Genomic DNA, 17548 nt, shown 5'->3' on the forward strand with positions numbered 1-17548 from the left:
TGATACGACCGTGAGGTCGATCAGAGGTTGCGTTTATCTGGCTGTTTTCCTACAGCGGCAGACAAACGCGAAACAAGGCGCCTTCGCCAATCCGGCTGTCGACGGTGATGCAGCCGCCATGAGCGGCCACAATTTGTTCGGAAATAAATAATCCCAGGCCCAGCCCCGCGACGGCGTGTTTGGCCGTGACGCGCTCGAATTGCTGGAAAATACGCTTCTGGTTTTCTTCACTGATACCGATCCCGAGATCGCGTACTTCCACCACGGCCTGGTTGCTCTCACTGTACACCTTCACGGTGATCGGGCTCTTGGCACCGTAACGCAAAGCGTTGGTCAACAGGTTGGAGATCACCTGTTCAATGCGAAACTCGTCCCAGTTACCGATCACCGGTTGCTCGGCGTCCAGCGTGACCGACGCCTCGGCGGCATCGATTTGCGGGGCGAAGTTCTGCAATAAACCGCGAACCAGCGCAGAAAGATCAAAGCGCTTCGGGCGAATCGACAACTTGCCGGTACGAATGCGCGACACATCCAGCATGTCTTCGATCAAGCGGATCAGGCTTTTGATCTGCCGCTCGTCGCGGTCGACCATGGCGTGCATCTTGTCCAGTGTGAACGCCGCGGCGTTGTCCCGCGCCAGGTGCATCTTGCGTAGCTGGGTTTCGAGGATCAGGCCATTGAGCGGCGTGCGCACCTCATGGGCGACGATGGACATGAAGTCATCGCGCATGCGTACCGCCTGCTCCAGCTCCAGCTGAGTACTCTGCAATTGCCGGAGCAGCGCCTCCTGTTCGCGGCGACTCTGCTCCAACGCTTCGACCTGCTGTTTCATCGCCTTGCTCTGGCGATACAGGTCGACGAACACATTGACCTTGCTCTTGACTGCATGGATATCCAGCGGCTTGTGCAGGAAGTCCACCGCCCCGCTTTCGTAGCCCTTGAACGCGTAGTTCAGTTCACGGCCGGCCGCGCTGACGAACACGATCGGAATGTTCTTGGTCTTCTCCGTGCCACGCATCAACTCGGCCAGTTCGAAGCCGTTCATCCCGGGCATCTGCACGTCGAGAATGGCCATGGCGAATTCGTGTTGCAACAACAGAGACAAAGCCTCGTCAGCCGAAAGCGCCTTGTAGACCGCACGGTCTTCGCGCTTGATCAGCGCTTCGAGCGCCAACAGGTTCTCCGGCAGGTCGTCGACTATCAGCAGTTTGGCTTGGATGTTACTTAGCATGCTATTTGTTCCAGCTCGACAAGCAGACGGCCGATGCCGCGTATAGGGAGGATGCGGTCTGGTTCGTGTTCATCCAGTGCCGCCCGCGGCATGGTTGCGACCTGGGCTTCGTCCGGGTCCTGCACGATGGTCATGCCGCCATGACGCTTGACCTGGGCCAGACCGCGGGCGCCATCGCGGTTGGCACCGGTCAACAACACGGCGGCCAGGGTCGGACCATAGGCATCGGCGGCGGATTCGAACAGGTAATCGATGGCAGGTCGCGAATAATGCACGCGGTCTTCCAGGCTCAAGGAAAAGGTGCGGTCGTGCTCCACTGACAAGTGATAACCGGGCCCGGCGAAATACAGTGTTCCAGCTTCGACCCGGGTCTTGTCACGGGCTTCCAGCACAGGCAGGGAAACTCGCCGTGAAAACACTTCCGCCAGATGGCTGCGGTGCGCGTCAGGCAGGTGCAGCACCACGATGATTGGCAGGACGAAACCTTCGCGCAGCGGGCCGAGGATATTCAGCAACGCCTCCACTCCACCGGCCGAGGCGCCGATCACGATAGCCTCGATGGAAGGCAAACCCGTTGTGCTATTCATGTTTTACGGTAGATCCGCTCTTGTTTGACCAACGGCTCGAACTGCTTGCCGTAGGCCGAAAAATCCAGGGTTTCCTTGCTGCCCAGCACCAGGAATCCACGGTGGCAAAGGGACTCGTGGAACAAGCCAAACGCACGATCCTGAAGCTTTTTATTGAAATAAATCAAAACATTACGACACGAAATTAACTGAGTTTCTGAAAAGACACTGTCGGTCGCCAGGCTGTGATCGGCGAAGGTCACGTTCTCACACAGCGTCTTGTCGAAAATGGCGTACCCGTAAGCCGCTGTATAGTAGTCGGCGAACGAACGCTGGCCACCTGCCTGCTGGTAGTTATGAGTGTAGGCACGGACGTTCTCCATCGAGAAAATCCCTTGCTTGGCTTTTTCCAGCGAGTGCGGATTGATGTCGGTGGCGTAAATGATGGTGCGATCAAGCAAGCCTTCTTCGCGCAGCAGAATCGCCATCGAATAGACTTCTTCTCCGGTACTGCAACCGGCGATCCAGATCTTGATCGACGGATAGGTCTTGAGCAGCGGCACCACTTCCTGCCGGATCGCCAGGAAGTGCGAAGGGTCACGAAACATTTCGCTGACCGGAATCGTCAGCAATTGCAGCAACTGCATGAACGCCGTCGGGTCGTGCAGGACCTTCTCTTGCAGCGCCGAAATGGTGGCGCACTCGAACTGGCTCAAGGCGTGATTGACCCGGCGCTTGATCGAAGCACCGGAGTAGTCGCGAAAGTCGTAGCTGTACTTGAGGTAGATCGCCTCGATCAACAACCGCAATTCGATTTCGCTATTTCGCGCCTCTGAATAAATGCGTTCCACTAAATGCGTTCCATCTTCGGTAGCCATACGCGAATCAGCGAGAACAGGCGATCCAGGTCGATGGGTTTGGCCAGGTAATCATTGGAGCCCGCCTGCAGGCAGCGCTCCTGATCGTCCTTCATGGCCTTGGCCGTCACCGCAATGATCGGCAGCTTGCGCCAGCGCGGGTCCTTGCGGATCTCGATGGTGGCTTCGTAGCCATCCATCTCCGGCATCATCACGTCCATCAACACCAGATCGATGTCCTCGACTTCATTCAACTTTTCAATCGCTTCACGACCGTTACGGCCAATGACCACGACTGCCCCCTTTTGCTCCAGTGCACTGGTCAGGGCGAAGATGTTGCGCACATCGTCGTCCACCAGCAGCACCTTGCGACCCTCGAAGACCTTGTCGCGGCTGCGGGCGGTCTTGAGCATCTTCTGCCGTTCATGGGACAGCTTGGATTCGACTTTGTGCAGAAAGAGTGTGACCTCGTCCAGCAAGCGCTCGGGCGAACGTGCGCCCTTGATGATGATCGAGCGCGAATACTTGCGCAGTTCGGCTTCTTCGTCCCGGGTCAGGTTGCGCCCGGTGTAGACAATCACCGGCGGGAACGAGCAAATATCCTCGGTGGACATGCGCTTGAGCAGGTCGTTGCCGAGCATGTCCGGCAGTTTCAGGTCGATGATCATGCAATCGAAAATCGTCGTGCGCAGCAGGTCCAGAGCCTCCTGAGCGAAACCGACCGCAGTGATCTCGATGTCGTCGTCACCGATCAACCGGGCAATGCTGTCGCGCTGCAAGTCATCGTCTTCGACCAGCAGGACGCGCTTGACCTTCTGGGTCAGCTTGGCTTCGAGGCGGGCAAACACATCCTTGAGCTCTTCGCGGGTGGTCGGTTTGACCGCGTAGCCGATGGCGCCCATGTGCATGGCCGCTTCAACCCGGTCTTCGACCGAGATTACGTGCACCGGAATGTGCCGGGTTTGCGCGTGTTCCTTCAGGCGTTGCAACACAGTCAGACCGGAGTGATCCGGCAGACGCATGTCCAGCAGAATGGCATCTGGGATGAACTCCCTGGCCAGGTCATAGCCCTCATCGGCGCCATGGGCCACCAGGCACTGATAACCCAGTTCGTGCGCCAGGTCGTAGAGGATGTTGGCGAAATTCGGCTCATCTTCCACCACCAGGATGCAGCGCGTGGCAAACGGGGCCCTGGTGCGGTCATCGTCGAAACGCGGAATGTCGACTTCGGCAATCAACGGCACCAGTGCCGGCGGCGTCACCGTCGGTGTAGCGGCAACCGGCGCGGCTCTCATCGGCGCTATAGGGGTATCGCCCGGTTCAACGTATTGCTGCGGCAAGACCAAGGTGAACACACTGCCCTGCCCCGGCGTGCTGGTGACACTGATGGAACCGCCCAGCAGCGCGGCCAGGTCACGGGAAATCGACAAGCCCAGGCCTGTGCCGCCGTAGCGGCGATTGGTGGTGCCGTCGGCCTGTCGGAACGCTTCGAAAATGCTTTCCTGTTGCTCCGCTGCGATACCGATGCCGGAATCGCGAACGACAAAGGCAATGCCCTCGCCCGGCTGACTGGCAACGGTCAGGCTGACGGTGCCCTTTTCGGTGAACTTCACCGCGTTGGACAGCAGGTTCTTGATCACTTGTTCCAGGCGCTGGCGGTCGGTATAGATCATCAACGGCGCACTGGCCTGTAGTTCGACCTGGAAGTCCAGCTTCTTGTCGGTGGCCATTGGCTGGAACATCCCGCGCAAGCCGTCCACCAGACGGGCGACACTGGTGTTCTCCGGCCGCATCTCCAGCTTGCCGGCCTCGACCTTGGAAATGTCGAGAATGTCATTGATCAAATTCAGCAAGTCGTTACCGGCGGAGTAGATTGACTCGGCAAACTTGACCTGTTCGGCGCTGAGGTTTTCCTGAGGGTTTTCCGCCAGCAGCTTGGCCAGGATCAACGAGCTGTTCAGCGGCGTGCGCAGTTCGTGGGACATGTTGGCGAGGAATTCGGACTTGTACTTGCTGGAACGCTGCAACTCTTCGGCGCGCTCTTCGAGTTGAGACTGAGCCTGATTGAGCTCGGTGTTCTTGAGGTCCATGGCGTCGCGCTGGTCAGCCAGAATCTGCGCCTGCTCGGCGAGCTGCTCGTTGGTCTGCTCCAACTCGACCTGCTGGGTTTCCAGGTGCGCCTGGGACTCCTTGAGAATCCGCGACTGTTCTTCCAGCTCTTCGTTGGCGGTCTTCAGTTCTTCTTGCTGCACTTGCAGCTCTTCGTTGAGCTGTTGGGTTTCGGCCAGCACTTCCTGCAAGCGCTGACGATAACGCGCGGCCTCGATCGACGTGCCAATGTTGCCGGCAATCAATTCAAGCAATTCAAGGTCGCGATCACTCAGCGGGCGCAGAAAGCCAAGCTCGATCACACCGTTGACCCGATCGTCGTCGCTGGTCGGCACCACCAGCACACTGTGCGGCAGTCCTTCGCCAAGGCCTGAGCTGACCTTGAAGTAAGTGCTCGGTACATCGTCGAGGCGGATCAAGCGACCCTGTTGCACCACTTGGCCGATGATGCCTTCGCCGCTGTAGATGTCCTGTTCAAGCGCTTCCTGTTCACGGGAGAAACCGTAGGACGCGATGCGCTTGAGGCCACCGTGTTCTTCGCGGACATAAATAGCCGCCACGGCCGTGCCGAGGTACTGCGCGCAAAACTGCAGAATGTTGCGACCCAGCACATTCAGGCTCAGTTGCCCCAGCACCTGTTCGGCCAGCTCAGTCTGGCCATTGCGCAGCCAGGCTTGTTGCTCCAGGCGATGGGCACTGGCTTGTTGCGCGGCGAGATTGGCGCTGTAGCTTTGCGAAAGCGTGAGCAAATCGCGACGCCCGATATAGGCCAGCAACCCGCTGATACCCACGATGAACAACAGGTAAAGGGTGACGCTCCAGATCGTGGTGCGGCGCACTTCCTCGTTGCGCGTGGTGCGCAACTGCTGCTCCATGTCGATCACGTCTTCGAATTGCTTGCGGATCTCATCGGTCAGCCGCTTGCCACGCCCGGCCTTGACGGCACTTTGATAGTCGCCGCTGCTGCGCTGCAAATCGATCATCGTTTGTGCGTAGGTGGCCCATTCATCCTGCAAGGCCTGCAGTCGGTGTAGACGGTCGGTCTGCACCGGGTTGTCGGCGGTCAGTTCGAGCAGCGTATTGAGGGCGACCGAGATTCTCGGCTTTGCGGTTTCGTAGGGTTCGAGAAACTGTTCATCGCCAGTGAGCAGGAAGCCGCGCATCCCGGTTTCCAGATCGACGGTGAGTTTTATGGATTCATTGGCGTTATTGATCACCCGGTCGGTGTGCTCGACCCACTGGATCACCGACAACAGATACGTGATCAGGGAAACAAAGAACACAGCGCTGATGACGCCCACACCCAACGGCAGGCTGACGTTGCGGCTCAGGAGTTTACGGAATCGTTGCTCATCAACCGAAGACGCAGAGGTCATGGGGAAGCCTTGTCGAACTGTTGAAAACCAGGGAGTTTGCCCCAAAAGTGGCGCATTGATCCAATTATCTGACACCTTTTCGCGCAAAATCCTACATTCAGCAACGCCTGCGCCAAGGAGCGGTTATCCTGCCGGCGCTTGTGCAGCTATTCTTTTTTCTGCCGGGTCGGGAACTTGTCAGGTTCCGCTACTTACTCATGCAAGAGACCGGCGATTTCAGTCGACCGGCAACCGCGAAATTCAATCTTTGGGAACCCCTACTATGTCCTCCGACGCGTCCATCATCCTTGTAGTTGAAGACGATGCCATCGTGCGCATGCTGATCGTTGATGTGCTGGAGGAACTGGAGTTCAAAGTGCTTGAGGCCGATGGCAGCGAACAGGCATTGGAGTTTCTCAACGATGAAGATCAGTACATTGACCTGATGATGACCGACGTCGGCCTGCCGGTAATGGACGGCCGTGAACTGGCCACACAGGCACGAATGCTGCGCCCCGAGTTGCCCATCCTGTTCGCCAGTGGCTATGCCGAAAGTATTGATGTGCCGGAAGGCATGCAGGTGATTGGCAAACCGTTTTCCATCGATCAGCTGCGGGACAAGGTCAAGGGGATGCTTCCGAAAACCTAGTCTCTGCTGGCGCGGGCTCAGGGATTGCCATTGCCTGTGGTTTAATGGCGCCCCGCTCTTATCCCCTCCCCTGCCTGCTTCAAGGAAATCCCGTTCATGAGTCAGCCCCGCGCAACCAACGTCCTGGTCATTGGTTACGTCTGGCCCGAACCCCGCTCTTCTGCGGCGGGCGGGCATATGATGCAAATCCTCGAGACGTTTTTGCAGCAAGGCTGGAACATCACTTTCAGTAGCCCGGCCGGCACCGGTGAACACCGGGCGGATCTGACAGCGCTGGGTATCCGAGAAGTACCGATCGAGTTGAACAACAGCAGTTTCGATACCTTTATCAGCGAACTGGCTCCGGATATCGTGCTGTTCGACCGCTTCATGATGGAAGAGCAATTCGGCTGGCGCGTTGAAAAGCACTGCCCCGATGCCTTGCGTGTGCTTGAGACCGTTGACCTGCAAAGTCTGCGCGATGCCCGGCATCAGCGGCTCAAGGCGCGCTTGAAGGCCAGTGACGACGCCAATGACTTCAACGAACTGTTCGCTCCGGCATTGCGTGAAGAGTTTGAGTTCATGGCCGACACCGATCTGGCCAAACGCGAGATCGCGGCGATTTATCGTTGTGACCTGAACCTGATGATCTCGGAGGTGGAAATCGAATTGCTGGTTGAGCAGTTCAATTTGCCACGCAGCCTGCTGCACTGGTGCCCGCTGATGGTCGATCTGCCAACCAGCTCGCCCGCGCCGTTCGAAGAGCGGGCGCACTTTCTGCATATTGGCAACTTCCGCCATGCGCCGAACTGGGACGCAGTGCTCTGGTTGAAAACCACGATCTGGCCACTGATCCGTCAGCAACTGCCCGGCGCCCAATTACACATTTACGGCGCTTACACCCCGCCCAAGGCCACCGCGCTGCACAATCCGGCCCAGGGTTTTCATGTGATGAACTGGGCAGAAGACGCATTGCAAGTGATGTCCGCGGCACGGGTGTGTCTGGCGCCGTTGCGTTTCGGTGCTGGCATCAAAGGCAAAATCCTCGACGCCATGCTCTGCGGCACGCCGAACGTCACCACGCCGATGGGTGCTGAAGGCATGCATGGCGAGGAACCATGGCCCGGCGCCGTGACCCGCACCGCCCGCGAGTTCGCCAATTGCGCCGTGGGACTCTATAACGACAAGGCTCAATGGTTGACCGCCCAGGCCAACGGGCAGGAACTCCTGGCCAAGCGTTACCAGCAATCAATGCACGGGGCGACGCTGATGGAGAAACTGATCCACTGCCAACAGCATTTGGCTCAACTTAGGCGGGATAACTTTACCGGCAGTATGTTGCGCCATCATCAACACAAAAGCACTCAATACATGGCGCAATGGATTGAGGCAAAGAACCAACTTAATTAAAAATCTTATTATGTGTACGGGCCGCCAACTTAATTGGCGGCCACCCTAAAGCCAGCAAGACACTTCCTGCATCAAGCGTCCACTTGGCTTATCTTGATATCGATATAAGCTCTGCAACTTGCCACTCGAACAAACTATTCGAGCCCGGCAACTTACTTATTAACTTTTTTTGACACATGCAAGGATGCATCGATGACTAACGCACTCAATAACTGGATGGGCGCAACTCCGAGCATTGACTCTTTGTCCCTCGGCGACTTGATTCTGCCAGGCGCCCATAATGCCGGCGTCGACAAAAAAGCCACTTACGCAGCACCGGGCATCGCTCACTGGGCTGCTTGCCAGAACAACTCCTTTTACAACCAATTGCGAAACGGCGCTCGCGCGCTCGATGTAAGGCTCGAATATGCCGTCGACTCCAGAGGAATGAGTATGTTCTGGTTTCAGCACAACGGCGTTCGCTCTTCCCGATCCCTGGAAAACCTGGTCATGCACCTGATCCGGTTTCTGGAGGAAAACCCTGATGAATTTGTACTTCTGGATTTCCATGAGTTGAAATCCGACACAATATTATTTGACCACAAGGAATTCAGTCGATTTTTATGGGCACACCTGGGTCCGAGAATCATTCCTTCGCGCAACAGGCCCCTGAGTCTCGGACAACTGAAGCGGATCAGCCGCTTCCAGCGAGTTTGGGTGGCTGCGGAGCGGCACTGGCATCTGGATCCGGTCTGGTTTCTTCCGAAAATCGAGCACCAATGGAGCGGAATTCGGGACACCAGCGTCAGTGAACTTGAGGCTCACATCACTCGAGTGATGCAATACCCGCCCTACTATCTGGCGCCGTGGTCCCTCTCCGCGACCAGCTATCACCTCGCCGGAGGTCCGGTGGACATCAAGGAACACCTCAATCGGTGGTTTGATCCCGTCGACGGCCGCTGGATCTCCGACTGCAGCATTATCAATGCGGATTTTTTCGAAGAGTCGGATCTCGTGGCCAACTGCTGGTTTGCTAACACAATCAAAGCAACTGCACGCAGTAAATAAATAACACCCTTGCTATATCAAACTGGATAACTTCGCATTACACATCTGCCCCCTTCATCCCACGGACGGAGTGAAAAATCAGAGCAAGGAAAAGCCATGACTCACAGCGCAACAGAAATGCTTAACAAACAAAACTGGATGAGCATTGCCATCGATATCGATCAATTGAAGTTGACTGATATTGTCTGGCCCGGCGTTCATAACGCCGGCATGGATAAAAAAGCCCCCAACCATGAGGTGATTGTTGGCAACTGGGTGACTTGTCAAAATGATTCATTTGCCTGGCAACTTGCCAATGGGGCACGAGCTTTCGATATTCGTCTCGGGTATACAGCTGGCCTGGATACTTCGGTGTTTTACTTTCATCACAATGGCTTTCAGTCACATCGCGTCCTGGACGAATTGATCGAAGCCGTGTTGACGTTCCTTGATCAAAACCCGGACGAATTCATCGTCCTGGACTTCCATCAATTGGGCGATGGCGACAAGCCCTTCGACTATAAAAAACTCAATGATCAGCTCGTGCGGCGGCTCGGGCCGAGAGTCATTCCACCCTCCTACGCCTATGAAACAGTGGGAGAACTCAAGCGATCCAGTTCACGTCGCAGGATCTTGATGGCTGCACGTTATGCCACGGGGCTTGATGGTGAATACTTCTGGTCAAAGGTCGTGCACAAATGGCACGACAGGACGTTCACCGATACCGCCGAGCTGCGCCGCCACATTGAAAAAAACCTGGAGGATGCGCCCTACGAAACGTTTTTATGGTCGTTGTCAGCGACCACCTATTCGATACTGGGTGGGCCTGGACGTATAAATAACCACATCAATGCCTGGTTCAACACGACAGCAGACTGGGTGACGCGCTGCTGCATCATCAGTACCGACTTTTTCGACGAATCTGAAATCGTCCGATACTGCTGGAGCGCCACGAGCATGAAAGCCGTTTACGGCGGTGCCTTGCATGAGCCGCGGCGCATGCGCTAGGCGTCAGTCGTTGCAAACTGGCAATTGCGGCCTCGAAAGGGGCATGATCAGGGTGCGATAACAAAAAAAGCGCCCTGACATGACCCGAACCGCCAGAGTTACCGACCCCTCCTACGAACTGATGGACGACCACAACGGGTTGTCCATCATCTATCGCCAGCACGGTTTCCCCTGCCCGTTGGTGCGGTGGCATTTCCACAAGGAATACGAACTGCACCTGATCGTCGCCAGCTCCGGCAAGGTGTTCATTGGCGACTACATCGGCAACTTCTACCCGGAAACCCTGTTCCTCACCGGCCCCAACCTGCCCCACAACTGGATCAGCCAGGTGGCCGAAGACGAAGTGGTGCCCAAGCGCGACATGCTGGTCAACTTCACGGACGAATTGTTCGACAGCGGCCATCTGGTGTTCGCCGAACTAAAAACCCTGGCACCGCTGCTGGAGCGTGCGCAGTACGGCATCGAGTTTCGCTGCAAGCGCACCATCCGCCAGGCAATGAGCCTCATGCAGCGCATTGCCGATACCAAAGGCGTGACCCGGCTCGGGCACTTTTTCATCTTGCTGGAGTTGCTGGCGGCTTCTGACGATTATCAGTTGCTCTCCGGCGCAACGACGCCGCAATTGGCCGACGAGCACAACATCGACCGGACCAACCGGGCGGTGGATTACATCTTTGCCCACTACGCGCGGGATCTGCCGCTGGAGGAAGTCGCCGAGCACCTGGGCATGAAGCCGACTTACTTCAGCCGCGTGTTCAAACAGGCCACCGGGCGCTGCTTCATCGAGTTCGTCAATCGCCTGCGCATCAGCAAATCCTGCGAGTTGCTGGCTGATGGCGACAAACCGGTGACCGATGTGTGTTTCGAGTCGGGCTTCAACAATATTTCCAACTTCAATCGAAGATTTCAGCAGCTTAAGGGCATGACGCCGTCGCACTACCGGCGGTTGGCGGTGCAGCGGTTGACCGAACAAAATCTAGGTTAAAACACAATCAAATGTGGGAGCGGGCTTGCTCGCGAAAGCGGTGTGTCAGACAACAGGGATGTTGAATGATAAGCCGCCTTCGCGAGCAAGCCCGCTCCCACGTGGATGGCGTATATATTCGGTTTTACACCCGAAAACCTGTACGGAATCAATCGATGCAGACGGCCAAAAAGCCGTGCCATGCACCTCTCGCCCTCAACTCCAGTGCAAAATAGTATCGATTCAAGTGCGACGGATGATTTGTCACGCCATCAATTGAAGGCTGTAATCAGTGCACATTCTTCCTGTCATCGGAAGACACAAAAACAATAACTGTCCTTCTGTAACCCGCCGGGTGCAGAAAAGGAGTGCACGATGCAACCTTCTGTAAAAGCTCTGCTTGCCCTCACCTGCATGACCCTCAGCAGCGTCAGCCTCGGCGCCCAGACCCTGACCATCGCCACCGTCAACAACAGCGACATGATCCGCATGCAAAAGCTCTCGAAAACTTTCGAGGCCGAGCACCCGGACATCAAGCTCAATTGGGTGGTGCTGGAAGAAAACGTCCTGCGCCAACGCCTGACCACCGACATTGCCACTCAGGGCGGACAGTTCGATGTGCTGACCATTGGCATGTACGAAGCCGCACTCTGGGGCGCAAAAGGCTGGTTGGAGCCGATGAAGGACTTGCCTGCCAGCTACGCCCTCGACGATGTGTTCCCGTCGGTGCGTGAAGGCCTGTCGGTCAAGGGTTCGCTGTACGCCCTGCCGTTCTACGCTGAAAGCTCGATCACCTATTACCGCACCGATTTGTTCAAGGATGCGGGGTTGACCATGCCCGAGCGCCCGACCTGGACTCAGATCGCCGAATTCGCCAGCAAACTCACTAATAAAGACAAAGAACAGTACGGCATTTGCCTGCGCGGCAAGGCCGGTTGGGGCGAGAACATTGCCCTGGTCACCACCGTTGCCAACGCCTATGGCGCCCGTTGGTTCGATGAGCAGTGGAAGCCGGAATTCACCGGACCGGAATGGAAAAACGCGCTGAATTTCTACGTCGACACCATGAAGAAATCCGGCCCGCCGGGCGCATCGAGCAACGGTTTCAACGAGAACCTGGCGCTGTTCAACAGCGGCAAGTGCGCGATCTGGGTCGATGCCAGCGTCGCGGGGTCTTTCGTCACCGACAAGACCCAAAGCAAGGTCAGCGAGCACGTCGGTTTCACCTTCGCGCCGCATGAGACCACCGACAAAGGCTCGGCCTGGTTGTATTCCTGGGCGCTGGCGATTCCGACCAGTTCCAAGGCCAAGGACGCCGCGAAAACCTTCAGCACCTGGGCCACTTCCAAGGAATACGGTGCGCTGGTCGCCGAAAAAGACGGCATCGCCAATGTGCCGCCCGGCACCCGGGCCTCGACCTACAGCGAGGCGTACATGAGCGCGGCGCCGTTTGCCAAGGTAACGCTGGAATCGCTCAAGGCCGCCGATCCGAGCAAGCCGAGCGCCAAGCCGGTGCCGTACATCGGCATCCAGTTGGTGACCATTCCTGAATTCCAGGCCGTGGGCACCCAGGTCGGCAAGCTGTTCTCGGCGGCGCTGATCGGCCAGACCACGGTCGACCAGGCGCTGACAGCCGCCCAGTCAACCACCGAACGCGAAATGAAGCGCGCCGGTTATCCCAAATAGTAACGGTGCGGTGGGAGCAGCTGTCCTGGTTTGTCTGGACACCGAGTTGCCCCCATCGCGGGCAAGCCACGCTCCCACAGGTTCAACGCCACTAATGTGGGAGCGGGTTTGCTCGCGAAAGCGGTGTTCCACTCGCTGAAGATGCATCGGATCTACCGGCCTCTTCGCGAGCAAGCCTGCTCCCACATTTTGATCTTCACCTGCCTGTAGCCAAACGGTTTTAACGCCATGAATATTTCAACTGCCAAAGCTCACATGGACATTCCGCAACCGGTGCGTAAAAGCCGGTTGACCAACCCCGGCTGGTTTCTGGTCAGCCCCTCGGTGGCGTTGTTGCTGCTGTGGATGATCGTGCCGCTGGGCATGACCATCTACTTTTCGCTGATCCGCTACAACCTGCTGTACCCCGGTGAAAACGAGTTCGTCGGGCTGGAAAACTTCGCCTACTTCCTCAGCGATTCCGGGTTCATGCCCGGCGCCACCAACACCCTGTTGCTGGTGGGCAGCGTGTTGCTGATCAGCGTGGTGCTTGGTGTGTTGATCAGTGCCTTGCTGGAGGCCAGCGAGTTTCTCGGTCGCGGCATCGTGCGGGTGATGTTGATCTCGCCGTTCTTCATCATGCCCACGGTCGGTGCGCTGATCTGGAAGAACCTGATTTTCCATCCGGTCTCGGGGATTCTCGCCTACGTCTGGAAGCTGTTCGGCGCGCAGCCGGTGGACTGGCTGGCGCACTACCCGTTGCTATCGATCATCATCATTGTTTCCTGGCAATGGCTGCCGTTCGCGATCCTGATCCTGATGACCGCCATGCAGTCCCTCGACCAGGAACAAAAAGAAGCCGCGCGCCTCGACGGGGCCGGGCCGGTGGCGATCTTCTGGCACCTGACCCTGCCGCACCTGGCGCGGCCGATTGCGGTGGTGGTGATGATCGAAACCATCTTCCTGCTCTCTGTGTTCGCCGAAATCTTCACCACCACCAACGGCGGCCCTGGCTACGCCTCGACCAACCTTGCGTACCTGATCTACAACCAGGCGCTGGTGCAGTTCGACGTCGGCATGGCGTCCGCCGGTGGGTTGATCGCTGTGGTGATCGCCAACATCGCGGCCATCGTGCTGGTGCGAATGATCGGCAAAAACCTGACAGACAAAGCCTGAGGCCTGCGCCATGACTCTTCAACAATCCCGTCGTCTGCAAAGCCTGCTGCTCGGCACCCTGGCCTGGGCCATCGCGATCCTGATCTTCTTCCCGATCTTCTGGATGGTGCTGACCAGTTTCAAGACCGAAATCGACGCCTTCGCCACGCCACCGCAGTTCCTCTTCACGCCGACGCTGGAGAACTACCTGCACATCAACGAGCGCAGCGACTACTTCAGCTTCGCCTGGAACTCGGTGGTGATTTCGTTCAGCGCCACGGCCCTGAGCCTGCTGATCGCGGTGCCGGCGGCGTACTCCATGGCGTTCTACGAAACCCAGCGCACCAAGGGCACGCTGCTGTGGATGCTCTCCACCAAGATGCTGCCGCCAGTGGGCGTGCTGATGCCGATCTACCTGCTGGCCAAGAGCTTTGGCCTGCTCGATACGCGCATCGCCCTGATCATCATCTACACGCTGATCAACCTGCCGATCGTGGTCTGGATGATTTACACCTACTTCAAAGACATTCCCAAGGACATCCTCGAAGCCGCGCGCCTCGATGGCGCCACGCTGTGGCAGGAAATGGTCCGGGTGCTGCTGCCGATCGCCAAGGGCGGCCTGGCCTCCACGGTGTTGCTGTCGCTGATCCTGTGCTGGAACGAAGCGTTCTGGTCGCTGAACCTGACCTCGTCCAAAGCCGCGCCGCTGACCGCGTTGATCGCCTCGTACTCGAGTCCCGAAGGGTTGTTCTGGGCCAAGTTGTCGGCGGTGTCGACCCTGGCCTGCGCGCCAATCCTGATCTTCGGCTGGATCAGCCAAAAACAACTGGTCCGCGGCCTTTCGTTTGGCGCCGTGAAATAGCCCTCAAAGAATTAGCACAAAAGGAGCGCCACCATGGCCAACCTGAAAATCAAGAATCTGCAAAAAGGCTTCGAAGGTTTTTCCATCATCAAAGGCATCGACCTGGAAGTGAACGACAAGGAGTTCGTGGTGTTCGTCGGCCCATCGGGCTGCGGCAAATCCACCTTGCTGCGGTTGATCGCCGGCCTTGAAGAAGTCAGCGGCGGCACCATCGAACTCGATGGCCGCGACATCACCGAAGTCAGCCCGGCCAAGCGCGACCTGGCGATGGTGTTCCAGACCTATGCCTTGTACCCGCACATGAGTGTGCGTAAAAACATGTCGTTTGCCCTCGACCTGGCCGGCGTATCGAAAGCTGAAGTCGAGAAGAAAGTCGGCGAAGCGGCGCGCATCCTTGAGCTCGGGCCGATGCTCGAACGCAAGCCGAAACAGCTTTCGGGCGGTCAGCGTCAGCGCGTGGCCATCGGCCGGGCCATCGTGCGTAATCCGAAAATCTTCTTGTTCGATGAACCGCTGTCCAACCTCGACGCCGCCCTGCGGGTGCAGATGCGCCTCGAACTGTTGCGACTGCACAAAGACCTGCAAGCCACCATGATCTACGTGACTCACGACCAGGTCGAAGCCATGACCATGGCCGATAAAGTCGTCGTACTCAATGGCGGCAAGGTTGAACAAGTCGGCTCGCCACTGGACCTGTATCACCAACCAGCCAACCTGTTTGTCGCCGGCTTCCTGGGCACGCCAAAAATGGGCTTCCTCAAGGGCAAAGTCACCCGCGTCGAAAGCCAGAGCTGTGAAGTGCTGCTGGATGCCGGCACCCGCATCAGCCTGCCGTTGAGCAGCGCCAACCTGAGCGTCGGTGGCGCGGTGACCTTGGGCATTCGCCCGGAACACCTCAACCTCGCACAAACCGGCGACTGCACCTTGCAGGTCACCGCCGATGTCAGCGAGCGCCTGGGCAGCGACACCTTCTGCCACGTCCTGACTTCGTCCGGCGAAGCCCTGACCATGCGTGTTCGCGGCGATCTGGCGAGTCGTTACGGCGAGACATTGAGCCTGCACCTGGACGCCGAGCACTGCCATTTATTCGATGCCGACGGCGTGGCGCTGACCCGCCCGTTGCGCGTTGCCGCCTGATCGTCGCGGCCTGATTTTAGAGAGCATGTGATGAAACTGAATAAACAGAACCTCAATCGCCTCGCCCCTGAGGTGGTCCTGCCCGCCTACGCCCTGAGCGACACCTGCCACGGCATCGCGCACATTGGCGTCGGCGGTTTCCACCGCGCCCATCAGGCGTATTACACCGATGCACTGATGAACTTGGGCGAAGGTCTGGATTGGGCGATTTGCGGGGTCGGCCTGCGCGCCGAAGACCGTCGCGCCCATGACGATCTGCAAGAACAGGATTACCTGTTTACCCTGTTCGAATTGGGCGATACCGACGACACCGAAGTGCGAGTCATCGGCGCCATCCGCGACATGCTGCTGGCCGAAGACAGTGCCCTGGCGCTGATCGATAAACTCGCCAGCCCCGAAATCCGCATCGTCTCGCTGACCATCACCGAGGGTGGCTACTGCATCGATGACAGCAACGGCGAGTTCATGGCGCACCTGCCGCAAATCCAGCACGACCTGGCGAACCCGAGCGCACCGAAAACCGTGTTCGGTTTTCTCTGCGCTGCACTGGCCAAACGTCGCGCCGCCGGCACACCCGCGTTCACCTTGATGTCCTGCGATAACCTGCCGCACAACGGCGCGGTCACCCGCAAAGCCTTGCTCGCCTTCGCCGCCCTGCACGACGCCGATCTGCGGGACTGGATCGACAGCAACGTGAGCTTCCCCAACGCCATGGTCGACCGCATCACGCCGATGACCAGCACCGAGCATCGCCTGCAACTGGCCGACCAGCATGGGGTCGACGACGCTTGGCCGGTGGTCTGCGAACCGTTTGTGCAATGGGTGCTGGAAGACAAGTTCGTCAATGGTCGCCCGGCCTGGGAAAAGGTGGGCGTGCAGTTCACCAACGACGTCACGCCTTATGAAGAAATGAAGATCAAACTGCTCAACGGCAGCCACCTGGCCCTGACGTATCTGGGGTTTTTGAAGGGTTACCGCTTCGTTCACGAAACCATGAACGACCCGCTGTTCGTGCGTTACATGCGCGCCTACATGGACCTGGACGTGACGCCGCAACTGTCGCCGGTGCCGGGAATTGATCTGACCGAGTACAAGAACACATTGGTCGCGCGCTTCTCCAATCAGGCGATTGCCGATCAGCTGGAGCGCGTGTGTTCGGACGGCTCATCGAAGTTTCCCAAGTTCACAGTGCCGACCATCAACCGTCTGATTGCCGATGGCCGCGAGACCAAGCGTGCAGCGCTGGTGGTGGCTGCGTGGGCGCTGTACTTGAAGGGTGTGGATGAGAATGGCGATACGTACTCGATTCCTGATCCACGGGCGACGTTCTGCCAGGCACTGGTGGCCGATGATGCGTTGATCACCCAGCGCTTGCTGGAGGTTGAGGAGATCTTTGGTACGGCCATTCCTCACTCGCCGGAATTTGTCGCGGCGTTTGAGTGGTGCTGTAACAGCTTGCGGGATGTGGGGGTGACGCGGACGCTGGAGAGAATTCTGGCCTGAGCCCTGCGGTGAAACATCTGCCGTCATCGCGGGCAAGCCCGCTCCCACAGTAATCAATGTTGTTCACATAAT

The 17548-nt window shown here is 57.8% G+C and carries 14 protein-coding genes; 10 read left to right on the top strand and 4 right to left on the bottom strand.

Annotation, left to right across the window (positions count from 1 at the left end; translation table 11 throughout):
• Nucleotides 1-49: 49 nt before the first annotated feature.
• The 4 genes from ACA055_RS15545 to ACA055_RS15560 are packed head-to-tail and all read right to left on the bottom strand — an operon-like array spanning nt 50 to nt 6139.
• Nucleotides 50-1231: a hybrid sensor histidine kinase/response regulator gene (locus tag ACA055_RS15545; RefSeq protein WP_497679446.1), complete on the bottom strand. Its 1182-nt coding sequence runs from the start codon at nt 1229-1231 to the stop codon at nt 50-52.
• Nucleotides 1225-1818: a chemotaxis protein CheB gene (locus tag ACA055_RS15550; RefSeq protein WP_497679447.1), complete on the bottom strand. Its 594-nt coding sequence runs from the start codon at nt 1816-1818 to the stop codon at nt 1225-1227. Before ACA055_RS15550 ends, ACA055_RS15545 begins: the two co-directional genes overlap by 7 nt.
• Nucleotides 1815-2675: a CheR family methyltransferase gene (locus ACA055_RS15555; protein WP_497679448.1), complete on the bottom strand. Its 861-nt coding sequence runs from the start codon at nt 2673-2675 to the stop codon at nt 1815-1817. The genes ACA055_RS15550 and ACA055_RS15555 overlap by 4 nt, the downstream gene beginning before the upstream one ends.
• Nucleotides 2648-6139 (bottom strand): response regulator, encoded by a 3492-nt coding sequence (locus ACA055_RS15560; RefSeq protein ID WP_497679449.1) that lies wholly within the window; start codon nt 6137-6139, stop codon nt 2648-2650. Before ACA055_RS15560 ends, ACA055_RS15555 begins: the two co-directional genes overlap by 28 nt.
• Before the next feature lie 262 nt (nt 6140-6401).
• On the opposite strand from ACA055_RS15560, the gene ACA055_RS15565 reads away from it, so the two are divergent.
• From ACA055_RS15565 to ACA055_RS15610, 10 genes are all read left to right on the top strand, one after another.
• Nucleotides 6402-6767 carry a response regulator gene (locus ACA055_RS15565; protein ID WP_497679450.1) on the top strand — a complete coding sequence of 122 codons (366 nt, stop codon included), beginning with the start codon at nt 6402-6404 and terminating at the stop codon, nt 6765-6767.
• Between the two features lie 96 nt (nt 6768-6863).
• Nucleotides 6864-8156, top strand: a complete 1293-nt coding sequence (locus ACA055_RS15570; protein ID WP_497679451.1) for a glycosyltransferase — start codon at nt 6864-6866, stop codon at nt 8154-8156.
• A 192-nt stretch (nt 8157-8348) separates the two neighbouring features.
• Nucleotides 8349-9203, top strand: coding sequence for a phosphatidylinositol-specific phospholipase C domain-containing protein (locus ACA055_RS15575; protein ID WP_497679452.1), 855 nt, complete (start codon nt 8349-8351; stop codon nt 9201-9203).
• A 96-nt stretch (nt 9204-9299) separates the two neighbouring features.
• Nucleotides 9300-10190, top strand: coding sequence for a phosphatidylinositol-specific phospholipase C domain-containing protein (locus tag ACA055_RS15580; RefSeq protein ID WP_497679453.1), 891 nt, complete (start codon nt 9300-9302; stop codon nt 10188-10190).
• 79 nt (nt 10191-10269) lie between these two features.
• The gene (locus ACA055_RS15585; protein ID WP_497679454.1) at nt 10270-11175 is read left to right on the top strand and encodes an AraC family transcriptional regulator; all 906 of its coding nucleotides are present in this window, start codon (nt 10270-10272) and stop codon (nt 11173-11175) included.
• A gap of 354 nt (nt 11176-11529) precedes the next feature.
• Nucleotides 11530-12840: an ABC transporter substrate-binding protein gene (locus ACA055_RS15590; RefSeq protein WP_497679455.1), complete on the top strand. Its 1311-nt coding sequence runs from the start codon at nt 11530-11532 to the stop codon at nt 12838-12840.
• 228 nt (nt 12841-13068) lie between these two features.
• Entirely contained in the window at nt 13069-13995 is a 927-nt protein-coding gene (locus ACA055_RS15595; protein ID WP_497679456.1) for a carbohydrate ABC transporter permease, read from the top strand.
• Between the two features lie 10 nt (nt 13996-14005).
• A complete protein-coding gene (locus ACA055_RS15600) occupies nt 14006-14836 on the top strand; it encodes a carbohydrate ABC transporter permease (protein ID WP_497679457.1) in 831 nt (276 codons plus the stop codon).
• Between the two features lie 33 nt (nt 14837-14869).
• Nucleotides 14870-15973, top strand: coding sequence for an ABC transporter ATP-binding protein (locus tag ACA055_RS15605; protein WP_497679458.1), 1104 nt, complete (start codon nt 14870-14872; stop codon nt 15971-15973).
• A 30-nt stretch (nt 15974-16003) separates the two neighbouring features.
• Entirely contained in the window at nt 16004-17476 is a 1473-nt protein-coding gene (locus ACA055_RS15610) for a mannitol dehydrogenase family protein (protein WP_497679459.1), read from the top strand.
• The last annotated feature ends 72 nt before the right edge of the window (nt 17477-17548 follow it).

Source organism: Pseudomonas sp. LBUM1657, assembly GCF_059716075.1.

Coding starts and splice junctions, on each gene's coding strand:
- ACA055_RS15575 (WP_497679452.1), top strand. CDS start 8,349: ATGACTAACGCACTCAATAACTGGATGGGCGCAACTCCGAGCATTGAC.
- ACA055_RS15590 (WP_497679455.1), top strand. CDS start 11,530: ATGCAACCTTCTGTAAAAGCTCTGCTTGCCCTCACCTGCATGACCCTC.
- ACA055_RS15600 (WP_497679457.1), top strand. CDS start 14,006: ATGACTCTTCAACAATCCCGTCGTCTGCAAAGCCTGCTGCTCGGCACC.
- ACA055_RS15555 (WP_497679448.1), bottom strand. CDS start 2,675: ATGGCTACCGAAGATGGAACGCATTTAGTGGAACGCATTTATTCAGAG.
- ACA055_RS15545 (WP_497679446.1), bottom strand. CDS start 1,231: ATGCTAAGTAACATCCAAGCCAAACTGCTGATAGTCGACGACCTGCCG.
- ACA055_RS15580 (WP_497679453.1), top strand. CDS start 9,300: ATGACTCACAGCGCAACAGAAATGCTTAACAAACAAAACTGGATGAGC.
- ACA055_RS15585 (WP_497679454.1), top strand. CDS start 10,270: ATGACCCGAACCGCCAGAGTTACCGACCCCTCCTACGAACTGATGGAC.
- ACA055_RS15550 (WP_497679447.1), bottom strand. CDS start 1,818: ATGAATAGCACAACGGGTTTGCCTTCCATCGAGGCTATCGTGATCGGC.
- ACA055_RS15570 (WP_497679451.1), top strand. CDS start 6,864: ATGAGTCAGCCCCGCGCAACCAACGTCCTGGTCATTGGTTACGTCTGG.
- ACA055_RS15595 (WP_497679456.1), top strand. CDS start 13,069: ATGAATATTTCAACTGCCAAAGCTCACATGGACATTCCGCAACCGGTG.
- ACA055_RS15605 (WP_497679458.1), top strand. CDS start 14,870: ATGGCCAACCTGAAAATCAAGAATCTGCAAAAAGGCTTCGAAGGTTTT.
- ACA055_RS15610 (WP_497679459.1), top strand. CDS start 16,004: ATGAAACTGAATAAACAGAACCTCAATCGCCTCGCCCCTGAGGTGGTC.
- ACA055_RS15565 (WP_497679450.1), top strand. CDS start 6,402: ATGTCCTCCGACGCGTCCATCATCCTTGTAGTTGAAGACGATGCCATC.
- ACA055_RS15560 (WP_497679449.1), bottom strand. CDS start 6,139: ATGACCTCTGCGTCTTCGGTTGATGAGCAACGATTCCGTAAACTCCTG.